The sequence below is a fragment of the Enterococcus sp. DIV1067f genome (assembly GCF_050543505.1).
Lineage (GTDB): Bacteria > Bacillota > Bacilli > Lactobacillales > Enterococcaceae > Enterococcus_D > Enterococcus_D entomosocium.
The window spans coordinates 3,208,779-3,227,138 of sequence record NZ_CP172940.1 but is presented as its reverse complement, the minus strand read 5'-3'; the positions used below and the strand labels follow the sequence as shown (position 1 = coordinate 3,227,138).

The following is an 18,360-nucleotide window of genomic DNA, read 5'->3' as shown; positions in this document are numbered from 1 at the left end:
TTTACGTAAATTTAACTGTTTTGGACAGACTCGTCCCGTCAACAGCAACTGTAAAACCAATTGCATGGCTAAATGCGATATGGTATCGTTGGTAATTTTCATTACTTGTTATTTTAGTCATGCGCATCATGGTCGTTTTCCCTCCTTTGTGTCTTTGTCTTTTCAGTGTACCTGAAAGTATCAGAAAGTTCAACCAGGACTGGCGGTTTCTTAGCGTTCCTCGATGCGTAATTCTGTCAGAGAGCTTTCTTTCATCTGACCGATGACCAAAGGAACGGTCTCATGAACCACATCGCTGTATTCTAAGCCGAACCAGCGTTCAGGTGAAATAGTATGGCGTTTGATAAAAAGCTTCGTCTGCATGACTTGCTTCTGCCATTTGCTTAATGCAGTTGCATTCGACAGCTCTTCTTCGATCATCACGAATTGGAAATCACCCACATTGCGTCCAGGCGTTAAGGAATAGCGTTGCGGCTGCAGCGGCAAGCGACCATCTTTCATCAATTCTTGAATGATTTGGCGAATGTAGAGATTGACTTCTTGCGGCACCCGAAAGCCGAGATAAAGCTTTAGTTTAACGATAAAATCGGTATCTGCCATCGAAACTTCATATTTTTTCGTATAAGGTTCATCGGTGACTTCCACATTGACGAACCAATACACTTTGGCACGCTTCGGCCGTTTGTCTAAAATGGAATAGATGAACTGCTGACCGATCTGATCGTCTTGCAGTTTAGGAACCATGAAGACGACGTTCGTCTGAGATAATGGCAAAGAATCATCTTCCCGCAACTGTTTCAATTGAGGGATGTAGGTAGAAAGTGCAACTTCTTCGGCAGCATTTTCTTGAATACGATTGCCCCATTCCCAAATCAGCATCACACCGATGATCACGCTGGCTAATAAGATGGCAACGTAACCGCCATGGAAAAATTTCGTCGCACTAGAGATAAAGAAAATGCCTTCGATCGCTGCAAAAAAGAGCGTGATGAACGGTGCCAAGAAACGGGTCTTCTTGTTTTGGTGCAAGTAGAAATACAGCAAAATAGTGGTCATCAACATCGTTACCGTAATGGCCAATCCATAAGCGGCTTCCATCCGAGTAGAGGTCTGGAAGAATAAGACTACGCCGGAACAGGCGATCCACAGCAAGGTGTTCAAGGCAGGAATATACATTTGCCCGATAGACGCACCCGGATAGATGATTTGCATCCGCGGCAATAGTTTTAACTTGATGGCTTCAGAAACCAAGGTAAAGGAGCCAGACAGCAGAGCTTGCGAAGCAATGATGGCAGCGAGTGTGGCGAAGCTGACACCAAAGACTGTCCACCCTTGCGGCAACGCTTGGAAAAATGGATTCAAGTTTTCGATTTCTTGATAAGTCGGGTTTTGATAGACTTGCAGCAGCCACGCCGCTTGACCAAAGTAATTCAGCATCAAGCAGATTTTGATATAGGGCCAGCTAGCATAAATGTTTTTCTTACCCACATGACCTAAGTCCGAGTAGAGGGCTTCCGCACCAGTAGTCGCCAAAAAGATATTGCCGAGAATAAAGAGACCAGCGCTGTTATCGGGACTAAAGAGCAAATTGATCGCATACCGGGGATCAAGGGCCCGAATCACCGAAAGGTCACCGGCAAAGTTCATCACACCGACGATGCCCAAGAAGGTGAACCAGCCTAGCATGATCGGTCCGAAGGCTTTGCCGACAAACTCAGTCCCAAAGCGCTGCAGGGCAAAGAGGACCAATAAGATTGCTAAGGTGATGCCGACGATGATCGATTGGTCATTGCCGAAGCGATCAAAAAAGGCTGGAATCCCCCGTAATCCTTCGATGGCAGTGGTTACGGTCACGGCTGGCGTCAATACCCCATCTGCTAGCAGGGCTGCGCCCCCGATGATCGCTGGAATAATCAAGTAGCGGCTGTTTTTACGAACTAAGGTATAAAGGGAAAAAATCCCGCCTTCTCCATGGTTATCCGCGTTTAATGCGATCAAGACGTACTTGATCGTCGTTAACAAGGTCAGCGTCCAAAAGACGAGTGAGACGCTGCCTAAGATAAAATCGGGCGTTAAGGTGCGGAGTCCGCCATTATCCTCCACCAGGGCTTTCATTACGTAAAGTGGGCTCGTACCGATATCACCGTAGACCACCCCCATGGCGACTAAAAGTCCGCCGGCGGTCACTTTTTTCATTTTACTTGAACTCATTGACTGTTTTCCCTCCATTTTAAACTGCAAAAAGACCTAAGCGGCCCCTTGCCACTTAGGTCTTGCAAGAAACATCTTAAACCAGCGGATTCCCGCTTGCTGTTGATCTAAGATCATGGAACGATCCATGTGCTACTCCCCTAAAGTGTTCTTATTATCTTTGTTTTTGCAGCTCCTGTCAATTGATTTGATAAAAATGGCAATAAACATTTTTCTTTTACTACGTTTCAGCGTAAGATAACAATAGGTATGGAATAAGGAGGCAGGAAAATGATTGAGATCAAGAATCTGACGAAACAATATGGACCCAAAAAAGCATTGTCTGATCTTTCCCTGACGATTCGTCAAGGGGAGATCTTTGGCTTTCTGGGACACAACGGGGCAGGGAAGTCGACAACGATCAAAAGCTTAGTTAGTATTTTACAACCGACGAGTGGGGAAATCTTTTTTGACGGTCAATCCCTCGTGGAACATCGGGAAGCGATAAAAAAACAAATTGCCTATGTGCCGGACACGCCAGATTTGTTTTTACAGCTGACGGCTGGGGAATATTGGGACTTGATTGCAGCAGCGTATGAAGTACCGACAGCTGAAAAGGCCGAGCGTTTGCAAAAATTAGGGCGCTTGTTTGATATGCTGTCTCATGAAGAAGAGACCATCGCTAGCTTTTCCCATGGAATGCGGCAAAAAACGCTGCTGATTGGGGCATTGATCCCCGATCCGGACATTTGGATCTTGGACGAACCATTGCAAGGCTTAGATCCCCAAGCAGCGTATGATTTAAAAGAAATGATGAAACAGCATGCTGCCAAGGGCAAGACCGTGATTTTTTCTACCCACGTCTTAGACACCGCCCAGCAGTTGTGTGATCAATTAGCGATTTTGAAAAAAGGTGAGCTGCTGTACAATGGCTCAGTGGCAGATTTGCTGGCACAGCATCCGTCGCTTTCTTTGGAAACAATCTATCTGCAAATGACTGGGAGAAGTCAAGAAGAAGCGATTCTTGCAGAAGCGGAGGAAGCGTAGATGCGAAAACAACAATTTCTGACGCTGACCTCCGTTAATTTGCGGTATGCCAATCCCCAACTAACAGACAAAGCCCGCAAAAAAGGCAAGGCTGGTTCGACCTTGACCAGTTATTTGTTGTTTCAATATGCGCTTTCTGGAGTGGTGTTTCTGCTAGTCTATGGTTTGACGATGATCACATTGGATTTTAGTCAGATGCCGGGCTTTTTTACCTATTATGTCGCTTTGTTCGGGATTTTAGGCTTTTCCCAAGGGATTTCGTCTATTTACAATGTCTTTTTCGAGAGTCAAGACCTGCCAGCGTATTTGCCGCTGCCCTTTCGACAGAGTGAAATTTTTCTGGCAAAGATCGTGGTGGTGTTTCTCACCGTTGCGCCGTTTATTTTTCCCCTGCTGGTCTTATTTCTCCTGACAGGGATTCGGGCAAACGTCTTTTTCTTACTGACGATTTTATGGGCGTTCTTGCTGTTCGGCTTGTTTTTAGTCTTGATCTTCAGCATTTGCAGCTTGATCGTCTTCAGCCTGACCCGCACCAAGTTTTTCTTGAAGCATAAAAAATTGGTCACTAGTTTATTGCTAGGCGTGACGATGCTGGTTGTTGTGATCGGGGTCTTAATGATGAATCAGGTGAATACTTATGAGACAGACGTGGTAGACCGGGGAGCGATCACCTTTTTATTGCCCTTTTATTATGTGATGGTGGCGCCGTTTCAATCCACCGGTTTGCTTAGCTTGCTAGGGATCATCGTCACAGCAGGCGTGCTGCTTTTTGCCCTCTATCGGTTGATCTTGCCGAAGTTTTATGAGCAAGTGGCAGCCGCGGCGCCTAACCAAGGAAGTGTTCGCCGCAAACATAAACCTAATCAAGGATTAAGTAAGCTACTGTTCAATTACAATTCTCAGCTGATTCGTGATCCAAATTTGATCATGCAAGTCTTTTCTTCTTCGTTGCTGATGCCCATCATTTTCTTAGTGTCCTTTGTGTTTACAGGAGCGGTTCAGTTAAGTGAATTGGATGAGCGATTTATCGGTGTCGTTTTTGTGGCGGGGATCGCCTTGGCGGCACTGATGGTCAACCCGACTTCTTTTATCAGTAATTTGATCTCATTGGATCAGGAGAATTTCTTGTTTGTCCGCTCCTTGCCGTTATCGATGAAGCGCTACTTGCGGGAAAAATTCCGCTTTGGCGTCGTTTTGCAGCTGAGCTTAACGGCAGTCATCGTGCTGGCAGCAGTGCTTTTATTCAAAATGCCGCTGATTTTGGCTATCTCTTTCCTAGTAGGAGCACTTTGGAGCAGTTTTCTGTTGTGCTTGAAATATTTTGCTCGTGATTATCGATTGCTGCTTTTGGATTGGACCAATATCAGTCAATTGTTTACGAGAGGGGCGGGGAGTCTTGGGTTAGCCATTGGAACAGTCGCAACGCTATTTCTTTCCGTCATTGTTATCATCCTTTATGGCTTTGCTGCGACTTCGATTGATTTTTGGTTATTGAATGGTCCGGTTTTCTTTGTGATCCTCTTGACCAGCGTCCTTTGGATAGCCCATTATGACCATAGATTTTGGCGTCGTTTTTCCTAAGGGAAGCGACGCTTTGCTTTTTTTTATTTAAGGATGGATAAATTAACTATTTATTCAGAAAATTCAGAAAAACTATTTACAATCAAAAGGAAACATGGTTAGATAGGAGTACCTATTACTTTGCTTTCATTTTTTGCTGTACAAGTTTGGATAACCGACTTGTCAAAGAGCTGTGACCAAAGGCAAAAAGACCGATGAGACCTAAGTGCTCGTTGACTCTTTTGCTTTTGTCACGGTTTTTTTTGCACAAAAAACCTGCCGTTCGTCGGCAGGTCGTCTAGCTATCAAGCTTTGGTGTGGTCTTTTTCTGGGATTTTGTTTTCTAGATCTGTCCGCACAACTAACACATCACAGCCAGCATGGCGAATGACATACTCAGACACGGAACCGATAAAGATTCGTTCCACGGCATTTAAACCAGTGGCACCGATCATAATCAAATCGATGTTGTGATCTTCGGGCAATTGTTTGGCAATGATTGGTTTTGGCGAGCCGTATTCAATCACTGTTTTGACTGCAGTTACTTGGTGTTTGCGGGCATAATCCTCATAGTCTTTCAAAGTTTGTTTGGCCATTTCGGTTGCTTGCTCAGCAAGCATGCCGTCAAAAGAAGAAACGGTTTGAAAGGCCCGAGTGTCGATCACATGTGCTAAAACCAATTCAGAATCATTCCGCTGTGCCACGTTCACGGCTTTTTTGAAGGCTAATTCTGACTCGCTAGACCCATCGACGGCTACCATGATTCGTTGATATTGTTGTAACATAAGAAACACTCCCATCTGTTATCTTCTACTTTTATTGTAATGCTTTTTTCTGGAAAAAGAAAACCTAATCTTCCTTTTTTTTCATTTTTTGTGCCAGCAAGATGCTGAATGAAGCGGAAGAGAGCAGCAACAACGCCAAATAAAACAAGGCAATCAGCTCTCTATCGACAAAGCCCACAACCAATGCCACTACGCCTAAAAGGAAATGAATGAGGCTATAGGTTTTTAAGAAGACTTTATTCGCCTCAGTAGTAGGGATCAAAGTGAAAAAAATCGCTTGTTTGGCATAAAGCAAATAACTGGTGCCGAATAATACGAGTGCCACGATCGTAAATAATAGAAGAATCATAAACATACGCCATCCTATTCTAAGTTGATAGGTTTAGTATAGCGAACCCTAGAAAGAATAGCAAAAGCCACCCTTACTTTGATATCAGATGGAGGACGTTGCACGGTTTCTAACGGCTAGAAAACGCAAAAAAGCCATCTGTTAAAAACAGATGGCACATTCTAAAAAGAATGGGTAATATCCGTTGATGCCGTTCTTTTTCCCATAGTATTGATCCCGCAAATTCTAGCAGGTGGGTTCCACGGTCTAAGCTTCGAACTACCAAAGGAAAAGGCATGTTACCAGCATTGACACAAGACGGATCCCAAGATATCAATAAAAATGTTCGGTCAACACACAAAAGGGACAACTCGTACATCACAGAATTCCCACCCTTATAGTAGCATAGGAATGACGAAGGTGCAATAAAGTTGTTTGAAAACGATACCAAAAAGTCACTATTTTTTCTAAGCACCTAGTTTTTTTTCTTTCGTTGCTGCAATTGTTGGTACCGTTGGCCCAACGCTTGCTCATATTTACCGGTGGCTTTCGGTTGATAATAGTGGGTACCTTTTAGCTTATCAGGTAAATATTGCTGATCGACCCATGCATCATCAAAATTATGTGGGTATTGATAGCCAACTCCTCGATTCAAGCTTTCGGCGCCTTTGTAATGACTGTCTCGTAAATGATCCGGGACATCGCCAGCTTTACCGCTACGAATATCTGCGATCGCTGCATCCAATGCCATGTAGGCCGAGTTGGATTTTGGTGACAAACATAGATCGACCACCGTATCGGCCAAAGGGATCCGAGCTTCCGGCAAGCCCAAACGTTCAGCGGCTAACACAGCATTGACGGTTCGAGCAGCGGCTGCTGGGTTAGCTAAACCGATGTCTTCATAACCGATGACCATCAAGCGCCGACAAATGATCGCCAAATCGCCTGCCTCTACTAAACGACCTAAGTAATGCAGCGCACCATCCACATCGCTGCCGCGAATCGATTTTTGAAAAGCAGAGATCACATCATAGTGCGCATCCCCATCTTTATCATGGGTCAATGCTTTGCGCTGTACGCACTCTTCGATGATCGCTAAGGTCAAATGAATAATGCCGTCTGGTCCTTTTGGTGTGGAACGGGCAGCGAGTTCTAAGCCATTGAGGGCGCTTCGTAAATCACCGTTGGTCGCTCGCGAGAGATGCAAGCGGGCATCATCGGTCAATACGATGGTTTCTGATCCAAGTCCGCGAGTTTCATCTGCTAAAGCTTGATCAATGGCGGTCAAAATATCTTCTTCTTGGAGCGGTTTGACTTCAAAAATCTGTGTCCGACTGCGAATCGCTGGATTGATCGTAATGTAGGGATTTTCCGTCGTGGCACCGATCATAATAATCTTGCCGCTTTCTAAATGGGGCAGTAAAAAGTCTTGTTTTGTCTTGTCTAGTCGATGGACTTCATCAAGCAATAAAATGACAGTACCGCTCATTTTGGCTTCCTCTGCCACGATTTGCAGGTCTTTTTTTGTATCTGTGGCGGCGTTCAGCATGCGAAACGCATAGCGTGTCGAGCCGGCAATCGCACTGGCAATGCTGGTTTTTCCGGTTCCCGGCGGTCCGTATAGGATCATCGAAGAAAGCATTTTGGCTTCGACCATTCGGCGAATGATTTTCCCCGGGCCAACCAAATGCTGCTGTCCGACGACTTCATCTAAGTTCCGTGGCCGCATTCGATAAGCAAGTGGCTGCTGCATAAAACGATCCTCTCCTTTTCCTGTAAGTATAACATAAGAACGTACATTCTCATAAACAAGCTGATTTGCGTCCTTACGAAAACAAAAGGGCGCGTATTTTCCACTCAGTCAGCAAAAAACAGGTTCGTTGAAAAGAAATCGTTGAGATCACCGCAACTCTGTAGTCAAAGATAGTAAGTTGACCGAGAATTGTGTAGAATAAAGAGGGTGATGAGAATGGATGAATTAATGGCACTATTTGCGACACAGCCGACAACGACCATCGCACGTGCCTTATTAGGAATGTATTTGGAACATGAGACCCCAGAAGGAACATTAGGTGGGTATATCGTGGATTGTGAAGCGTATCTAGGTCCCGATGATCTGGCGGCTCATAGTGTGGGCATGCGAAACACACCAAGGGTTCGGGCGATGTATCAGGAACCCGGCACGATTTATTTATATACGATGCATACGCATCGAATTGTCAACTTTATTACGCAACCAAAAGGCATCCCACAAGGAATCATGATTCGCGGGCTAGAACCGGTGGATGGGATTGACTTGATGGAACAACAGCGACAAAAAACGGGACCGGATGTAGCCAATGGCCCCGGGAAACTAGTACAGGCACTACAGATTCCAGCTGAGCTTTACGGCGAATCGATTTTTACGAGTCCGCTGCATTTGGTTCCTGAGCGCCGACGTACCCCAAAAGAAATTTTGGCATTGCCTCGAATTGGTATCCCGAACAAAGGGGAGTGGACTCAGATGCCGCTTCGATTTGCGGTAGCTGGTAATCCTTATTTAACAAATATACGAAAAGCCGCTGTTCAGCAAGATCATGGCTGGCTAGAAAGAAGGAATAGTGATGGCGAAAGAAACGATATTGACTTACTTAGATCAGCGATTAACGAAAAAAATCTCCGATTATGATGTGGCGATCGATTGGGATGCCAAAAATCATACCATCGAATTGGTGTTGCGCTTGTTTGCCGAAAATCCTCAACAAGTCCAAATCGACGATGCGCAAGGTGTGGCATCAGAGGAAGCGATCATTGAATTTGAAGATGGGATTTTGTTGTATGATCCACAAAAATCAACGTTTGATGAAGAAGATTATTTAGCGACGATTCCTTATGCAGGAAAAAAAGGGATCCAAAAAGCGTTGTTAGACGGATTGGTTGATTACATTCAAGAAATTTTAGAAGAAGGCCAAAGCGATCTGCTTGATTTCTTGAACGATGACAGTGAAGAAGCGATCTTTGAATTGCGATTCAACGAAGAAGCATTTGTGGAGAAAATGACGAACTATCAAGCCGGGGCTGGGGAAACCATGATCCCGTACCCTAGTTACTAAGGAGAACGAACATGAAATGGAATGAAGTAACCGTAGCGACAGCTAGCGAAGCAGTGGAAGCAGTCGCCAATATTTTAATGGAACACGGAGCAAGTGGGGTAGCGATCGAGGACGTTTTAGATGTCGAAAATTTTAAAAGCGATGCGTATGGCGAAATTTTGGATAAAGAAACCTATACGACCTTAGAAGAAGGTGCGCAAGTCAGTGCCTATTTCCCAGAGACGATTTTTTTGCCAGAAGTGCTGCCGACGATCAAAGCAGCCATCGACCGTCTGCCGGAGTATGGTTTGGCAATCGGCAAAAACACCATCACAACGAGCGAGGTCGTGGAAGAAGCATGGGCAACGGCCTGGAAAAAATATTACCATCCAGTCCGTATCTCCCGCTATCTGACGATCGTGCCGAGCTGGGAAAACTATCAACCGCTGCAAGAAGATGAAAAGATCATCACCCTTGATCCGGGAATGGCCTTTGGGACCGGCACGCATCCTACGACACGCTTGACATTACAAGCCCTAGAAGTCTACTTGCGGGGCGGTGAAACCGTCTTAGATGTCGGGACGGGCTCAGGGGTGTTAAGTATCGCCAGCAAATATTTAGGTGCCAAAGACGTGTTTGCTTATGATCTAGATGAAGTCGCTGTGAGGTCCGCCCAAGAAAATATGGCGATGAACCCCATTGCTCACGATGTGACCGTGCAAGCCAATGACCTTTTGCAAGGGGTGACGGTCCCTGCTGATCTTATCGTTGCCAATATTTTAGCGGATATCATTTTATTGATGATCCCTGATGCATGGCGTTTATTGAAGCAAGAGGGCACCTTGATCGTTTCTGGGATCATTGAGACGAAAAAACAATTAGTGATCGATGCCATGATCGCACAAGGCTTTGAGATCGATCAATTGTTCAATCAAAAAGACTGGTATGCGATCGCCTTTAAAAAACCAGAGGTAGAGTAAGATGCAGCGATATTTTTTACAGGAGCCTTATGAAGCAAAAGCGGTGTTTGCCGTTTCGGGAGAACCCTTCCACCATATGATCCGAGTGATGCGCATGACTCCCGGCACGAAAGTCGGTTTAGTTTTTGAGGATCATTTGGCGATCATCGCCAAGATCAAAGAGGCCGATGAAGAAACGGTTTACTTAGAGGAAGTCGAAAAAGAACAGCAGGACAAGGAATTGCCGCTGCAGGTCACGATCGCTAGCGGCTACCCGAAAGGCGACAAGCTGGACTTGATCGTTCAAAAAGGCACGGAACTTGGGGCGGCAGCATTTATCGGTTTTCCTGCGCAAACTTCGGTCGTGAAATGGGATCAAAAGAAGTTACAGAAAAAGCAGCAGCGGCTGCAAAAAATCGCCCAAGAAGCGGCGGAGCAATCCCAACGGCAGATCGCACCAGCCATCACACTACTGGATAACGCCAAAGCATTTTGGCAAAGCCTCAGTCAGTACGATGCGGTCCTAGTGGCTTATGAAGAATCAGCCAAGCAAGGAGAAGTAGCGATGCTGCTGCAAGTGATCACCGAATTGCCCGTTGGTAGCAAAGTTTTAGCGATCTTTGGCCCAGAAGGCGGTCTGACCCCCTCCGAAATCGAAGGAGCCCAGGAAAACAACGCTAAATTATGCGGGTTAGGCCCTCGGATTTTACGAACAGAAACAGCGCCGTTTTATTTTTTAAGTGCTGTCAGTGTGCTAACGGAATTAAAGAGGATGTGAGTTGATGAATAAGAACCAAGAAGCAATCAGTGTCCGTTTGTTGACGGCCGATCTGACCGACTGGGTCTTGAAGGATTTTATCAATCAATATAAAACGGCTTTAAAGGAAGTCGTCGTTTTGCCTAGTGCCATTCGGCGGGCGAAAATCTTGGCACAAGGCTCTTCCTTACAAATCGGCGCAGTGATCGATTACCCCCTTGCCCAAGGAACACTGGCAAAGGTAGCGTTTGAAATCGGTCGGGCGTTTATGGAAGGTGCCGATTTTTTGGAAGTCTGGCTACCGGCTTCTTCCTTCATGGAAAATGATCGTGGCTTTGCGGAATTGACCGAAACGATTCGCTCCTTGACCTTGACAGGAGGGGAGATCCGCTTAGCTGTGCAAACCGAGATCATGAATGAATTGACGAAGATCCAAGTGGCACAACGCTTGAAAGAAGAAGCATGGCCAAAGATCGTGTTAGGACAAAAACAACCACTAGCAGAAGCATTGCACGACGTGAGCTTGTTTTCCTTAGATGGTGGCAGTCAACTGTCGATCCAGATCAATCCTGACACAATAGATGAACAAGCTATGCAATCACTACAGGCTGCCGGCGCCGAGAAAATCGGGCTCTCGTATCATGTTTTTGAAGAATTGCTTAAGGACAAGCCGGCACCCGATGTGCTTTGAACAACAGCGATTGAAAAATAGCTGAAAAATTTGTATAATAATACTACTAAATAAGAACTGCAGGTTAGACAGGAGTCCCATGCTTAGAACGTTTGTCCGCAAGGCTTTGGGTGCGTGACGAAACGTTAACAGCGACTTCTGTCTGCCTTTTTGATAGCACAAAAAAGAAAAGCAGGAGGCGGAATGAATGGCAAAAGAAGTTATATTGACCGGGCCCAATGTCATCAAATTGGTCGCTCATTATATGAGTGAAGAACATGTTGCCTTTGTCCAAAAAGCATTAGATTACGCGACAGAAGCCCATAAAGAACAATTCCGTAAATCCGGCGAGCCTTACATTATTCATCCAATCCAAGTTGCGGGGATCTTGGCAGAATTGCAGATGGACCCTCATACCGTTGCAACTGGTTTTTTGCATGATGTCGTCGAAGATACCGATGTGACGTTAGCCGATCTGAAAGAAGAATTCGGTGCCGATGTAGCGATGCTAGTGGATGGCGTGACCAAGCTGGGTAAGATCAAGTACAAATCTCATGAAGAACAATTAGCAGAAAATCATCGGAAAATGTTGATCGCCATGGCGCAAGATTTACGGGTCATCATGGTCAAACTGGCTGACCGTTTACATAATATGCGTACGTTGAAACATCTGCGGGAAGACAAACAACGCCGCATCGCCCAAGAAACGATGGAAATCTATGCCCCATTGGCTCATCGTTTAGGGATCAGCCGAATCAAATGGGAACTAGAAGATATTTCTTTGCGTTACTTGAATCCACAGCAATATTACCGAATCGTGCATTTGATGCAGACCAAACGAGAAGAACGGGAATCCTACGTTTCCGAAACCGTGGAAGAGATTCGGATCGCTACGGAGGAACTAGATATCTATGCTGAGATCTATGGTCGACCAAAGCATATTTACTCGATCTATCGCAAAATGAAAGACCAAAAGAAACAGTTCAATGAAATTTATGATTTGTTGGCGATCCGAGTGATCGTTGACTCCATCAAAGATTGTTACGCGGTTTTGGGAACGATCCATACAAAATGGAAACCAATGCCTGGGCGGTTCAAGGACTATATCGCGATGCCAAAAGCCAACATGTACCAATCGCTGCATACGACGGTCATTGGTCCCAAAGGCAATCCTGTCGAGATCCAAATTCGGACCCATGAAATGCATGAGATCGCTGAATTTGGGGTTGCTGCGCACTGGGCCTATAAAGAAGGCAAGACCGAAAAAGTCCGAGCCGACAAGATGACCCAACAAGTTGGCTGGTTCCGTGAAATCTTGGAACTGCAAGATGAAAGCTATGATGCTTCTGAATTTATGGAAGGTGTCAAAGGCGATATTTTCAGCGACAAAGTCTATGTATTTACGCCAAAAGGTGATGTGACGGAGTTGCCTCAAGGCTCCAGTCCACTGGATTTTGCCTATAGCATCCATACCGACATCGGCAACAAAACTACTGGTGCCAAGGTCAACGGCAAAATGGTCCAATTAGACTATAAGCTGAAAAATGGCGACATTATTGAGATTCTGACATCACCGAATTCCTTTGGGCCAAGCCGCGACTGGGTCAAACTAGTGGCTACCAGCAAAGCGAAGAACAAAATCAAACGATTTTTTAAAGCCCAAGATCGTGATGAGAATATCATCAAAGGACATGAGGCAGTGGTTCGTACCTTACAAGATATGGGCTTTGTGCCAAAAGAATTCTTGACGAAAAGCAAAATGGCGGAAGCTTGCGAACGGTTCAACTACCAAACAGAAGATGATCTATTTGCCTCTGTCGGCTATGGGGAAGTCAGTCCCACGACCTTAGCCAACCGTTTGACCGAAGAAGAACGGCGCGAGAAACAAATCGAGAAGCAAAAGCAGCAAGTCCAAGAGATGATCAATCAACCGGCGAAAAAAGAACCAGAAAAAATGAAGGTTCGTCACGAAGGCGGCATTGTCATTGAAGGGGTCGATAACTTGTTGATCCGCATCTCCCGCTGCTGCAATCCGGTTCCTGGGGATTCGATCGTCGGCTATATTACTAAAGGGCGGGGAATCTCGATCCACCGCAGCGATTGCCCCAATGTTCAAAACAAAGAGGCAGCGAACCGTTTGATCGATGTTGAGTGGGAAGATGCCACCGACATCAACAAAGAATACGATGCCGATCTTGAGATCTACGGCTATGATCGGTCTGGGTTGCTCAACGATGTCTTGCAGACGGTCAATAGCGTCACGAAACGCTTAGTGAGTGTCGAAGCCAAAACCAATAAAGACAAAATGGCAACGATCCGTATCACGGTGGCGATTCAGAATTTGACTCATTTGAAATCGATCGTTGATAAAATCAAGCAGATTCCAGATGTTTACAGCGTCAGACGTACGAAGGGGTGAGAAAGAATGCGGGCAGTGATCCAGCGAGTCAGTCAAGCAAGCGTGTCGATTGAGGACAATATCGTCGGTGCGATCCAACAAGGGTTCATGGTTTTGTTGGGGATCACCCATGAGGATACAGGCGACGATGTGGCTTATCTCGTAAGAAAAATCAAAAATCTGCGGGTTTTTGAAGACGAAGAGGGCAAAATGAATCGGTCACTGGAAAGCATAAACGGCGCGGTCTTGAGTATTTCACAGTTCACCCTTTATGGGGAGACCAAGAAAGGCAATCGCCCTAGTTTCATTCAAGCGGCACCGCCAAGTATTGCGACCCCGCTTTACGAAGCCTTTAATGAAGGTTTACAAGCCGAAGGCATCACTGTTGCTACTGGAAAATTTGGCGCAGATATGCAAGTCGCCTTGGTCAATGATGGCCCGGTGACGATCGTGATCGATACGAAAGAAAAATAGGGAATACAAAACGAAGGATTTTCTCGCTGGAAAAGAGTCGGAGAATTCCTTCGTTTTTTTTATACTCTCGAAAGCGCTAAGCATTTTTGATGGAATCCAAGTGAAATCTAAGTTGAAATCGGGAAATCTTACAAAACTGTTAGCAAAAATTCCATTCTTTTATTTGTTATTTAACATCTTTTTCTTGTTCTTTTATAAGGGTTATTAAATGGAAATATCTTTTTCACCCGTTTTTTAATATTTTAAATTCGAAAAACGATCCTTTATTGCGATTGTTCTTGAGGGAGAAGTATGGAATAATTGTTAAAAAATAATGTCACTGGAGGAAATAACAATGAACTTTTGGCAGCGTGCATTAAAGAGTATCACCAGAAGAAAAGGGAAATCATTTATTTTATTTTTAGTTCTATTTATTTTAGGCAATGTGATCGCTGGTGCTGTAGCAATTCAACAATCCACTGCCAACGTGGAGCGAGAGACGAAACGCAAAATGGGGAACGTAGCTACGGTGGAAATGGATTGGGAAGGTTTTGAAAAAGACCATGCGGATGCTTCGGAGGAAGAGCGGTCTCAAGAAGATTTTTATCCGAAACCACCAGCGCTGGATCTTTATGAGCAAATCGGTCAATTAAGCTATGTGAAATATTTTGATTACCAAAATCAAGCGTGGTTAGAAACAACAAAATTGAAAGCCTATACGCCGGAGGATGGCTCGGTCGGCATGGGTGGCAACTATTTCTCTTTGAAGGGCGGAAATTTGGTTGAGCCATTAGACATGCAAGAAGGCTTGATTCGCTTGGAGGAAGGCGAGGGATTGACAGAAAAAGATGTCAGTGAGTTGACGAACGCGGTATTGATCAGTAAAGAAATCGCAGAATTGAATAACCTGAGTGTCGGTGATCAATTGGTATGGGATACACGGGCAGAAGTCATGATGGAAGGTGGTTCAAGCGAGGGAGTAAGTGATGATAGTGAGGATGCGACGGACGAAACGGCTGAGAGTGGCAATCGTGTCGCGACCTTTGATTATCCCGTGACCATTGCAGGGATCTTTTCTGTAATTAAAAAGGATCAAAGCAATCAAAGTAGTTCATCAGATCAAAGTGATTCACAAAATAGTGATCAGGTATGGCAAGTGATGGAACAAATCAATACCTTTTATGCTAGCAATAATTTAGTGCAAGATTTTAACAAATTGCAGTCTGAAAAACTTTGGGGTCAAGAAGTGATCGAAGAAGAGTCAGACGCCTATTATCAACCGATCTTTGTCCTAAATTCAACGGATGACGTCGAAGCCTTTAAACAAGAAGCCGGTGCGTTATTGCCCCAATATTATCGTGTCATTGCTAATACGGATCAATACGAGCAGATCGCCGGTGGCTTTACTCGGTTAGGGGTGATCGCAAATTACATCGTGATCATTGCGTCGATCGCAACCATCTTTATTATTTCCTTAGTGGTCTTGCTTTTCTTACGAGATCGGAAACAAGAATTGGGCATCTATCTCTCCTTAGGGGAAAGCCGTGGGAAAGTCATTGGACAGATCGTGATTGAAGTCTTGCTGGTTAGTTTAGCCGCACTGCTATTGTCCTTAGTGACCGGGAACTTATTAGGTGGTGCCGTTTCAAATACCTTGATGCAAAACGATTGGATGAGCAATCAAAATGATATGGGCGGTGTTTATTCTGGCGGTTTGATGGCAGCTGATATTGATTACATGGATATCAAGAATGCCTATCAAGTGTCCTTCTCAGCAGGCTACATCATTACGTATCTGCTGTTAGGTTTAGGAACCGTCTTGTTCTCAGCTATTTTACCGCTATTGTATATTTTACGCTTGAATCCAAAGAAAATCATGATGTAGGAGGAACCAACGATGACTTTATTAGAAACCAAAGCAGTCGATTACTATTACCAAGACGGCGATCAGCGCCGCTATATACTGAAAGAGACCTCTGTTTCTTTTGAAAAAGGGACTTTCTATGCCATCTTAGGGCAATCTGGTTCGGGAAAAACGACGTTTTTATCCTTGATCAGTGCGTTGGATAGTCCGAAAAGCGGTCAAGTACTTTATGAAGGCACCGATATCGAAAAAATTGGGCATGAAAATTATCGCCGCGACGACATCAGTATCATTTTCCAAAGCTATAATCTGATTCCCTATTTAAGTGCAGTTGAAAATGTCTTAGTGCCGATGGCGATCACGAAAAATCAGCTGCCAGACAATCAGCGAGAAGTGGCATACAATTTACTGGATTATATAGGCATCACCAAAGAAAAAGCCGATCGGCTCGTCAATCAATTATCTGGTGGAGAACAACAGCGGGTAGCGATCGCCCGGGCGTTAGCCACCAATGTCGATATCATTTTAGCGGACGAACCAACCGGGAATTTGGATGAAGAAATGGAACAAGAGATCATTGATATCTTTAAGGAGCTGGCACACGTCCACAACAAATGTGTGATCGTCGTGACCCACGCTAACGAGATCGCTCAACAAGCGGATGAAGTCTTGTATTTACGTAAAGGTGTGTTGAGTAAACATGAGTGATTTTTTATCAAATTTTAGCCCGGACAACTATGATGGCAAAAAGAAATCCGCTGGCAATAGCGAGAAAAAAACTAGCGAACCTGTCGGAGATCAAAATGCAAGAGGCGCGGAGCAAGCGAGCAAACCAGCGGAGCCAACGACGGTTCACCAATCAGAAGAGCCGACAGCTAGTGAGCCGATGAGTCGCTCGGCAGCCCGTCAACAAACACAGACGACTGAAGCAAAAGCGGCGAGTTCTGCGACTGAGAAGGTAGCATCAAAGGAACCAGTCAGCCGTTTTGGTAAAGAAGAAACGGAATTTGATCCGACCTACAAAAAGCGTCAGCAGAAAAAAATCTTGCTGATTGCTTTACTGACCGCCTTGGCGGTTGCCGTGATCGGGATCGTCTATTATCAGATGACCCATGTGAAGGTGCCGGATTTCACTGCCCAAGATCTGTCAGAAGCGCGGACGTGGGGCATGGAAGAAGGCGTCGCTATCAAAGTGGAGCAAGAATATGACTTTGACAAAGACGTCAACCAAGTAATCGACCAAAGTGTCGACCCTGAGAAAAAAATCAAGAAGGGTGCCACACTGACACTGACGGCGAGTCTCGGGCCTGATCCTGAAGAACGCTTAGAGCTACCGGATTTTTCAGCGATGCAAGTGACCGAAGCAAAAGATTGGATCGCTAGCAATAAAGCCGAAAACCTCTCTTTGATCGAACAATTTGACGACAATGTAGCAGCAGAAGCTTTTATCAAACAAGAGGCGGCCAACAAAGAGCTTGATTTAGCCGAATACAAACGCAAAGACCGTTTGAGTGTCTACTATTCAAAGGGCAAAGAAGTCTTTGAAAAAAATATTGAAGTACCTGATTTTACAGGCAAAGCCAAAAGTGAAGCTTCTGAATGGGCGAAAAAGAATGACTTGAAATACAAAGAAGAAACCGTCTTTTCTGACAGTGTCGCCCTGGATCTGGTCGTTTCACAAGAACCAGTCAAAGGCAGCAAACTTGCGAAAAAAGAAGAATTTGTGGTGAAGGTCTCAAAAGGCCAAGCTTTGACCGTTCCAGATTTTTCACAATACACGATCGAAGAAGCCCAAGGACTAGAATCAAAAATCCCGCTGCAAGTCAGCACGGTCTATTCCGATCAAGTGGCGTATGGTAGTTTCTTGAGTCAGTCGGAGGAAGCGGGCAAAGAGTACAGCGAAAGCGATACTTTGCCAACTGTCAAAGTCGTCTACTCATTAGGCAGACCGTATTTGAAAGACATCCGTTTCCAAGCAACGGAAGGCGACTTGCCAAAACTATTCTTTGATGAATACAAATCAAAAGGCGCCAATGTCTATTACGAAATCTACTATGTCGATTCGGCGGAACCAAAAGGAACCGTCGTTGAAATGAGCCGCTACGGCGAGTTCATTCCCCTAGAAACGTGGATCACCATCGGTATCAGCCGCGGCAATCTGCAAGGCAGTACCCAAACACCGCCGGCAGAGGATGGCGGGGAGGCGGATGAACCGGTCAGTACCGCTGGTTCATCTGCTGCCGAATAATCTCGCAACCGACACTTTTTCACACAGCAT

At 45.1% G+C, this 18,360-nt stretch carries 16 protein-coding genes and 1 other RNA gene; 12 read left to right on the top strand and 5 right to left on the bottom strand.

Annotation, left to right across the window (positions count from 1 at the left end; genetic code table 11):
* Nucleotides 1-210: 210 nt before the first annotated feature.
* Nucleotides 211-2,211 carry a KUP/HAK/KT family potassium transporter gene (locus IGJ42_RS14885; protein ID WP_008382045.1) on the bottom strand — a complete coding sequence of 667 codons (2,001 nt, stop codon included), beginning with the start codon at nucleotides 2,209-2,211 and terminating at the stop codon, nucleotides 211-213.
* A gap of 270 nt (nucleotides 2,212-2,481) precedes the next feature.
* Between IGJ42_RS14885 and IGJ42_RS14880 the strand changes: the two genes are divergently transcribed.
* Nucleotides 2,482-3,237, top strand: coding sequence for an ABC transporter ATP-binding protein (locus IGJ42_RS14880; RefSeq protein ID WP_005233426.1), 756 nt, complete (start codon nucleotides 2,482-2,484; stop codon nucleotides 3,235-3,237).
* Nucleotides 3,238-4,818 (top strand): ABC transporter, encoded by a 1,581-nt coding sequence (locus IGJ42_RS14875; RefSeq protein WP_194199184.1) that lies wholly within the window; start codon nucleotides 3,238-3,240, stop codon nucleotides 4,816-4,818.
* Between the two features lie 284 nt (nucleotides 4,819-5,102).
* Here the strand turns inward: IGJ42_RS14875 and IGJ42_RS14870 are convergent, their stop codons facing one another.
* From IGJ42_RS14870 to IGJ42_RS14855, 4 genes are all read right to left on the bottom strand, one after another.
* Nucleotides 5,103-5,582 carry a universal stress protein gene (locus IGJ42_RS14870; RefSeq protein WP_008382048.1) on the bottom strand — a complete coding sequence of 160 codons (480 nt, stop codon included), beginning with the start codon at nucleotides 5,580-5,582 and terminating at the stop codon, nucleotides 5,103-5,105.
* A gap of 64 nt (nucleotides 5,583-5,646) precedes the next feature.
* The gene (locus tag IGJ42_RS14865) at nucleotides 5,647-5,937 is read right to left on the bottom strand and encodes a hypothetical protein (RefSeq protein WP_005233435.1); all 291 of its coding nucleotides are present in this window, start codon (nucleotides 5,935-5,937) and stop codon (nucleotides 5,647-5,649) included.
* A gap of 168 nt (nucleotides 5,938-6,105) precedes the next feature.
* A non-coding RNA gene (ssrS, locus tag IGJ42_RS14860) (6S RNA) lies at nucleotides 6,106-6,300 on the bottom strand.
* A gap of 85 nt (nucleotides 6,301-6,385) precedes the next feature.
* Nucleotides 6,386-7,663, bottom strand: coding sequence for a replication-associated recombination protein A (locus tag IGJ42_RS14855; RefSeq protein ID WP_008382049.1), 1,278 nt, complete (start codon nucleotides 7,661-7,663; stop codon nucleotides 6,386-6,388).
* A gap of 216 nt (nucleotides 7,664-7,879) precedes the next feature.
* On the opposite strand from IGJ42_RS14855, the gene IGJ42_RS14850 reads away from it, so the two are divergent.
* The 10 genes from IGJ42_RS14850 (at nucleotide 7,880) to IGJ42_RS14805 (ending at nucleotide 18,330) form a co-directional block, all read left to right on the top strand.
* Complete coding sequence (locus IGJ42_RS14850) at nucleotides 7,880-8,578, top strand: DNA-3-methyladenine glycosylase (protein ID WP_005233451.1); 699 nt, start codon at nucleotides 7,880-7,882, stop codon at nucleotides 8,576-8,578.
* Nucleotides 8,514-9,002, top strand: coding sequence for a DUF3013 family protein (locus IGJ42_RS14845; RefSeq protein ID WP_034872159.1), 489 nt, complete (start codon nucleotides 8,514-8,516; stop codon nucleotides 9,000-9,002). Before IGJ42_RS14850 ends, IGJ42_RS14845 begins: the two co-directional genes overlap by 65 nt.
* An 11-nt stretch (nucleotides 9,003-9,013) precedes the next feature.
* Nucleotides 9,014-9,961, top strand: a complete 948-nt coding sequence (prmA, locus tag IGJ42_RS14840; protein ID WP_005233456.1) for a 50S ribosomal protein L11 methyltransferase — start codon at nucleotides 9,014-9,016, stop codon at nucleotides 9,959-9,961.
* A 1-nt stretch (nucleotide 9,962) separates the two neighbouring features.
* Nucleotides 9,963-10,718, top strand: coding sequence for a 16S rRNA (uracil(1498)-N(3))-methyltransferase (locus tag IGJ42_RS14835; protein ID WP_008382053.1), 756 nt, complete (start codon nucleotides 9,963-9,965; stop codon nucleotides 10,716-10,718).
* A gap of 4 nt (nucleotides 10,719-10,722) precedes the next feature.
* A complete protein-coding gene (locus IGJ42_RS14830) occupies nucleotides 10,723-11,388 on the top strand; it encodes a hypothetical protein (RefSeq protein WP_005233460.1) in 666 nt (221 codons plus the stop codon).
* A 187-nt stretch (nucleotides 11,389-11,575) separates the two neighbouring features.
* Nucleotides 11,576-13,786: a RelA/SpoT family protein gene (locus IGJ42_RS14825; protein ID WP_005233463.1), complete on the top strand. Its 2,211-nt coding sequence runs from the start codon at nucleotides 11,576-11,578 to the stop codon at nucleotides 13,784-13,786.
* Between the two features lie 6 nt (nucleotides 13,787-13,792).
* Nucleotides 13,793-14,239 (top strand): D-aminoacyl-tRNA deacylase, encoded by a 447-nt coding sequence (dtd, locus tag IGJ42_RS14820; protein ID WP_008382058.1) that lies wholly within the window; start codon nucleotides 13,793-13,795, stop codon nucleotides 14,237-14,239.
* Nucleotides 14,240-14,552: 313 nt separating this feature from the next.
* The gene (locus tag IGJ42_RS14815) at nucleotides 14,553-16,103 is read left to right on the top strand and encodes an ABC transporter permease (RefSeq protein WP_429946845.1); all 1,551 of its coding nucleotides are present in this window, start codon (nucleotides 14,553-14,555) and stop codon (nucleotides 16,101-16,103) included.
* 12 nt (nucleotides 16,104-16,115) lie between these two features.
* Nucleotides 16,116-16,790, top strand: a complete 675-nt coding sequence (locus IGJ42_RS14810) for an ABC transporter ATP-binding protein (RefSeq protein WP_005227776.1) — start codon at nucleotides 16,116-16,118, stop codon at nucleotides 16,788-16,790.
* Nucleotides 16,783-18,330 carry a PASTA domain-containing protein gene (locus tag IGJ42_RS14805; RefSeq protein ID WP_087664554.1) on the top strand — a complete coding sequence of 516 codons (1,548 nt, stop codon included), beginning with the start codon at nucleotides 16,783-16,785 and terminating at the stop codon, nucleotides 18,328-18,330. Before IGJ42_RS14810 ends, IGJ42_RS14805 begins: the two co-directional genes overlap by 8 nt.
* Nucleotides 18,331-18,360 lie beyond the last annotated feature (30 nt).

Bases quoted from the DNA above. Each gene is read 5' to 3' on its own strand.
- IGJ42_RS14885 (WP_008382045.1), bottom strand. From the start codon at position 2,211: ATGAGTTCAAGTAAAATGAAAAAAGTGACCGCCGGCGGACTTTTAGTC.
- IGJ42_RS14880 (WP_005233426.1), top strand. From the start codon at position 2,482: ATGATTGAGATCAAGAATCTGACGAAACAATATGGACCCAAAAAAGCA.
- IGJ42_RS14875 (WP_194199184.1), top strand. From the start codon at position 3,238: ATGCGAAAACAACAATTTCTGACGCTGACCTCCGTTAATTTGCGGTAT.
- IGJ42_RS14870 (WP_008382048.1), bottom strand. From the start codon at position 5,582: ATGTTACAACAATATCAACGAATCATGGTAGCCGTCGATGGGTCTAGC.
- IGJ42_RS14865 (WP_005233435.1), bottom strand. From the start codon at position 5,937: ATGTTTATGATTCTTCTATTATTTACGATCGTGGCACTCGTATTATTC.
- IGJ42_RS14855 (WP_008382049.1), bottom strand. From the start codon at position 7,663: ATGCAGCAGCCACTTGCTTATCGAATGCGGCCACGGAACTTAGATGAA.
- IGJ42_RS14850 (WP_005233451.1), top strand. From the start codon at position 7,880: ATGGATGAATTAATGGCACTATTTGCGACACAGCCGACAACGACCATC.
- IGJ42_RS14845 (WP_034872159.1), top strand. From the start codon at position 8,514: ATGGCGAAAGAAACGATATTGACTTACTTAGATCAGCGATTAACGAAA.
- prmA (WP_005233456.1), top strand. From the start codon at position 9,014: ATGAAATGGAATGAAGTAACCGTAGCGACAGCTAGCGAAGCAGTGGAA.
- IGJ42_RS14835 (WP_008382053.1), top strand. From the start codon at position 9,963: ATGCAGCGATATTTTTTACAGGAGCCTTATGAAGCAAAAGCGGTGTTT.
- IGJ42_RS14830 (WP_005233460.1), top strand. From the start codon at position 10,723: ATGAATAAGAACCAAGAAGCAATCAGTGTCCGTTTGTTGACGGCCGAT.
- IGJ42_RS14825 (WP_005233463.1), top strand. From the start codon at position 11,576: ATGGCAAAAGAAGTTATATTGACCGGGCCCAATGTCATCAAATTGGTC.
- dtd (WP_008382058.1), top strand. From the start codon at position 13,793: ATGCGGGCAGTGATCCAGCGAGTCAGTCAAGCAAGCGTGTCGATTGAG.
- IGJ42_RS14815 (WP_429946845.1), top strand. From the start codon at position 14,553: ATGTCACTGGAGGAAATAACAATGAACTTTTGGCAGCGTGCATTAAAG.
- IGJ42_RS14810 (WP_005227776.1), top strand. From the start codon at position 16,116: ATGACTTTATTAGAAACCAAAGCAGTCGATTACTATTACCAAGACGGC.
- IGJ42_RS14805 (WP_087664554.1), top strand. From the start codon at position 16,783: ATGAGTGATTTTTTATCAAATTTTAGCCCGGACAACTATGATGGCAAA.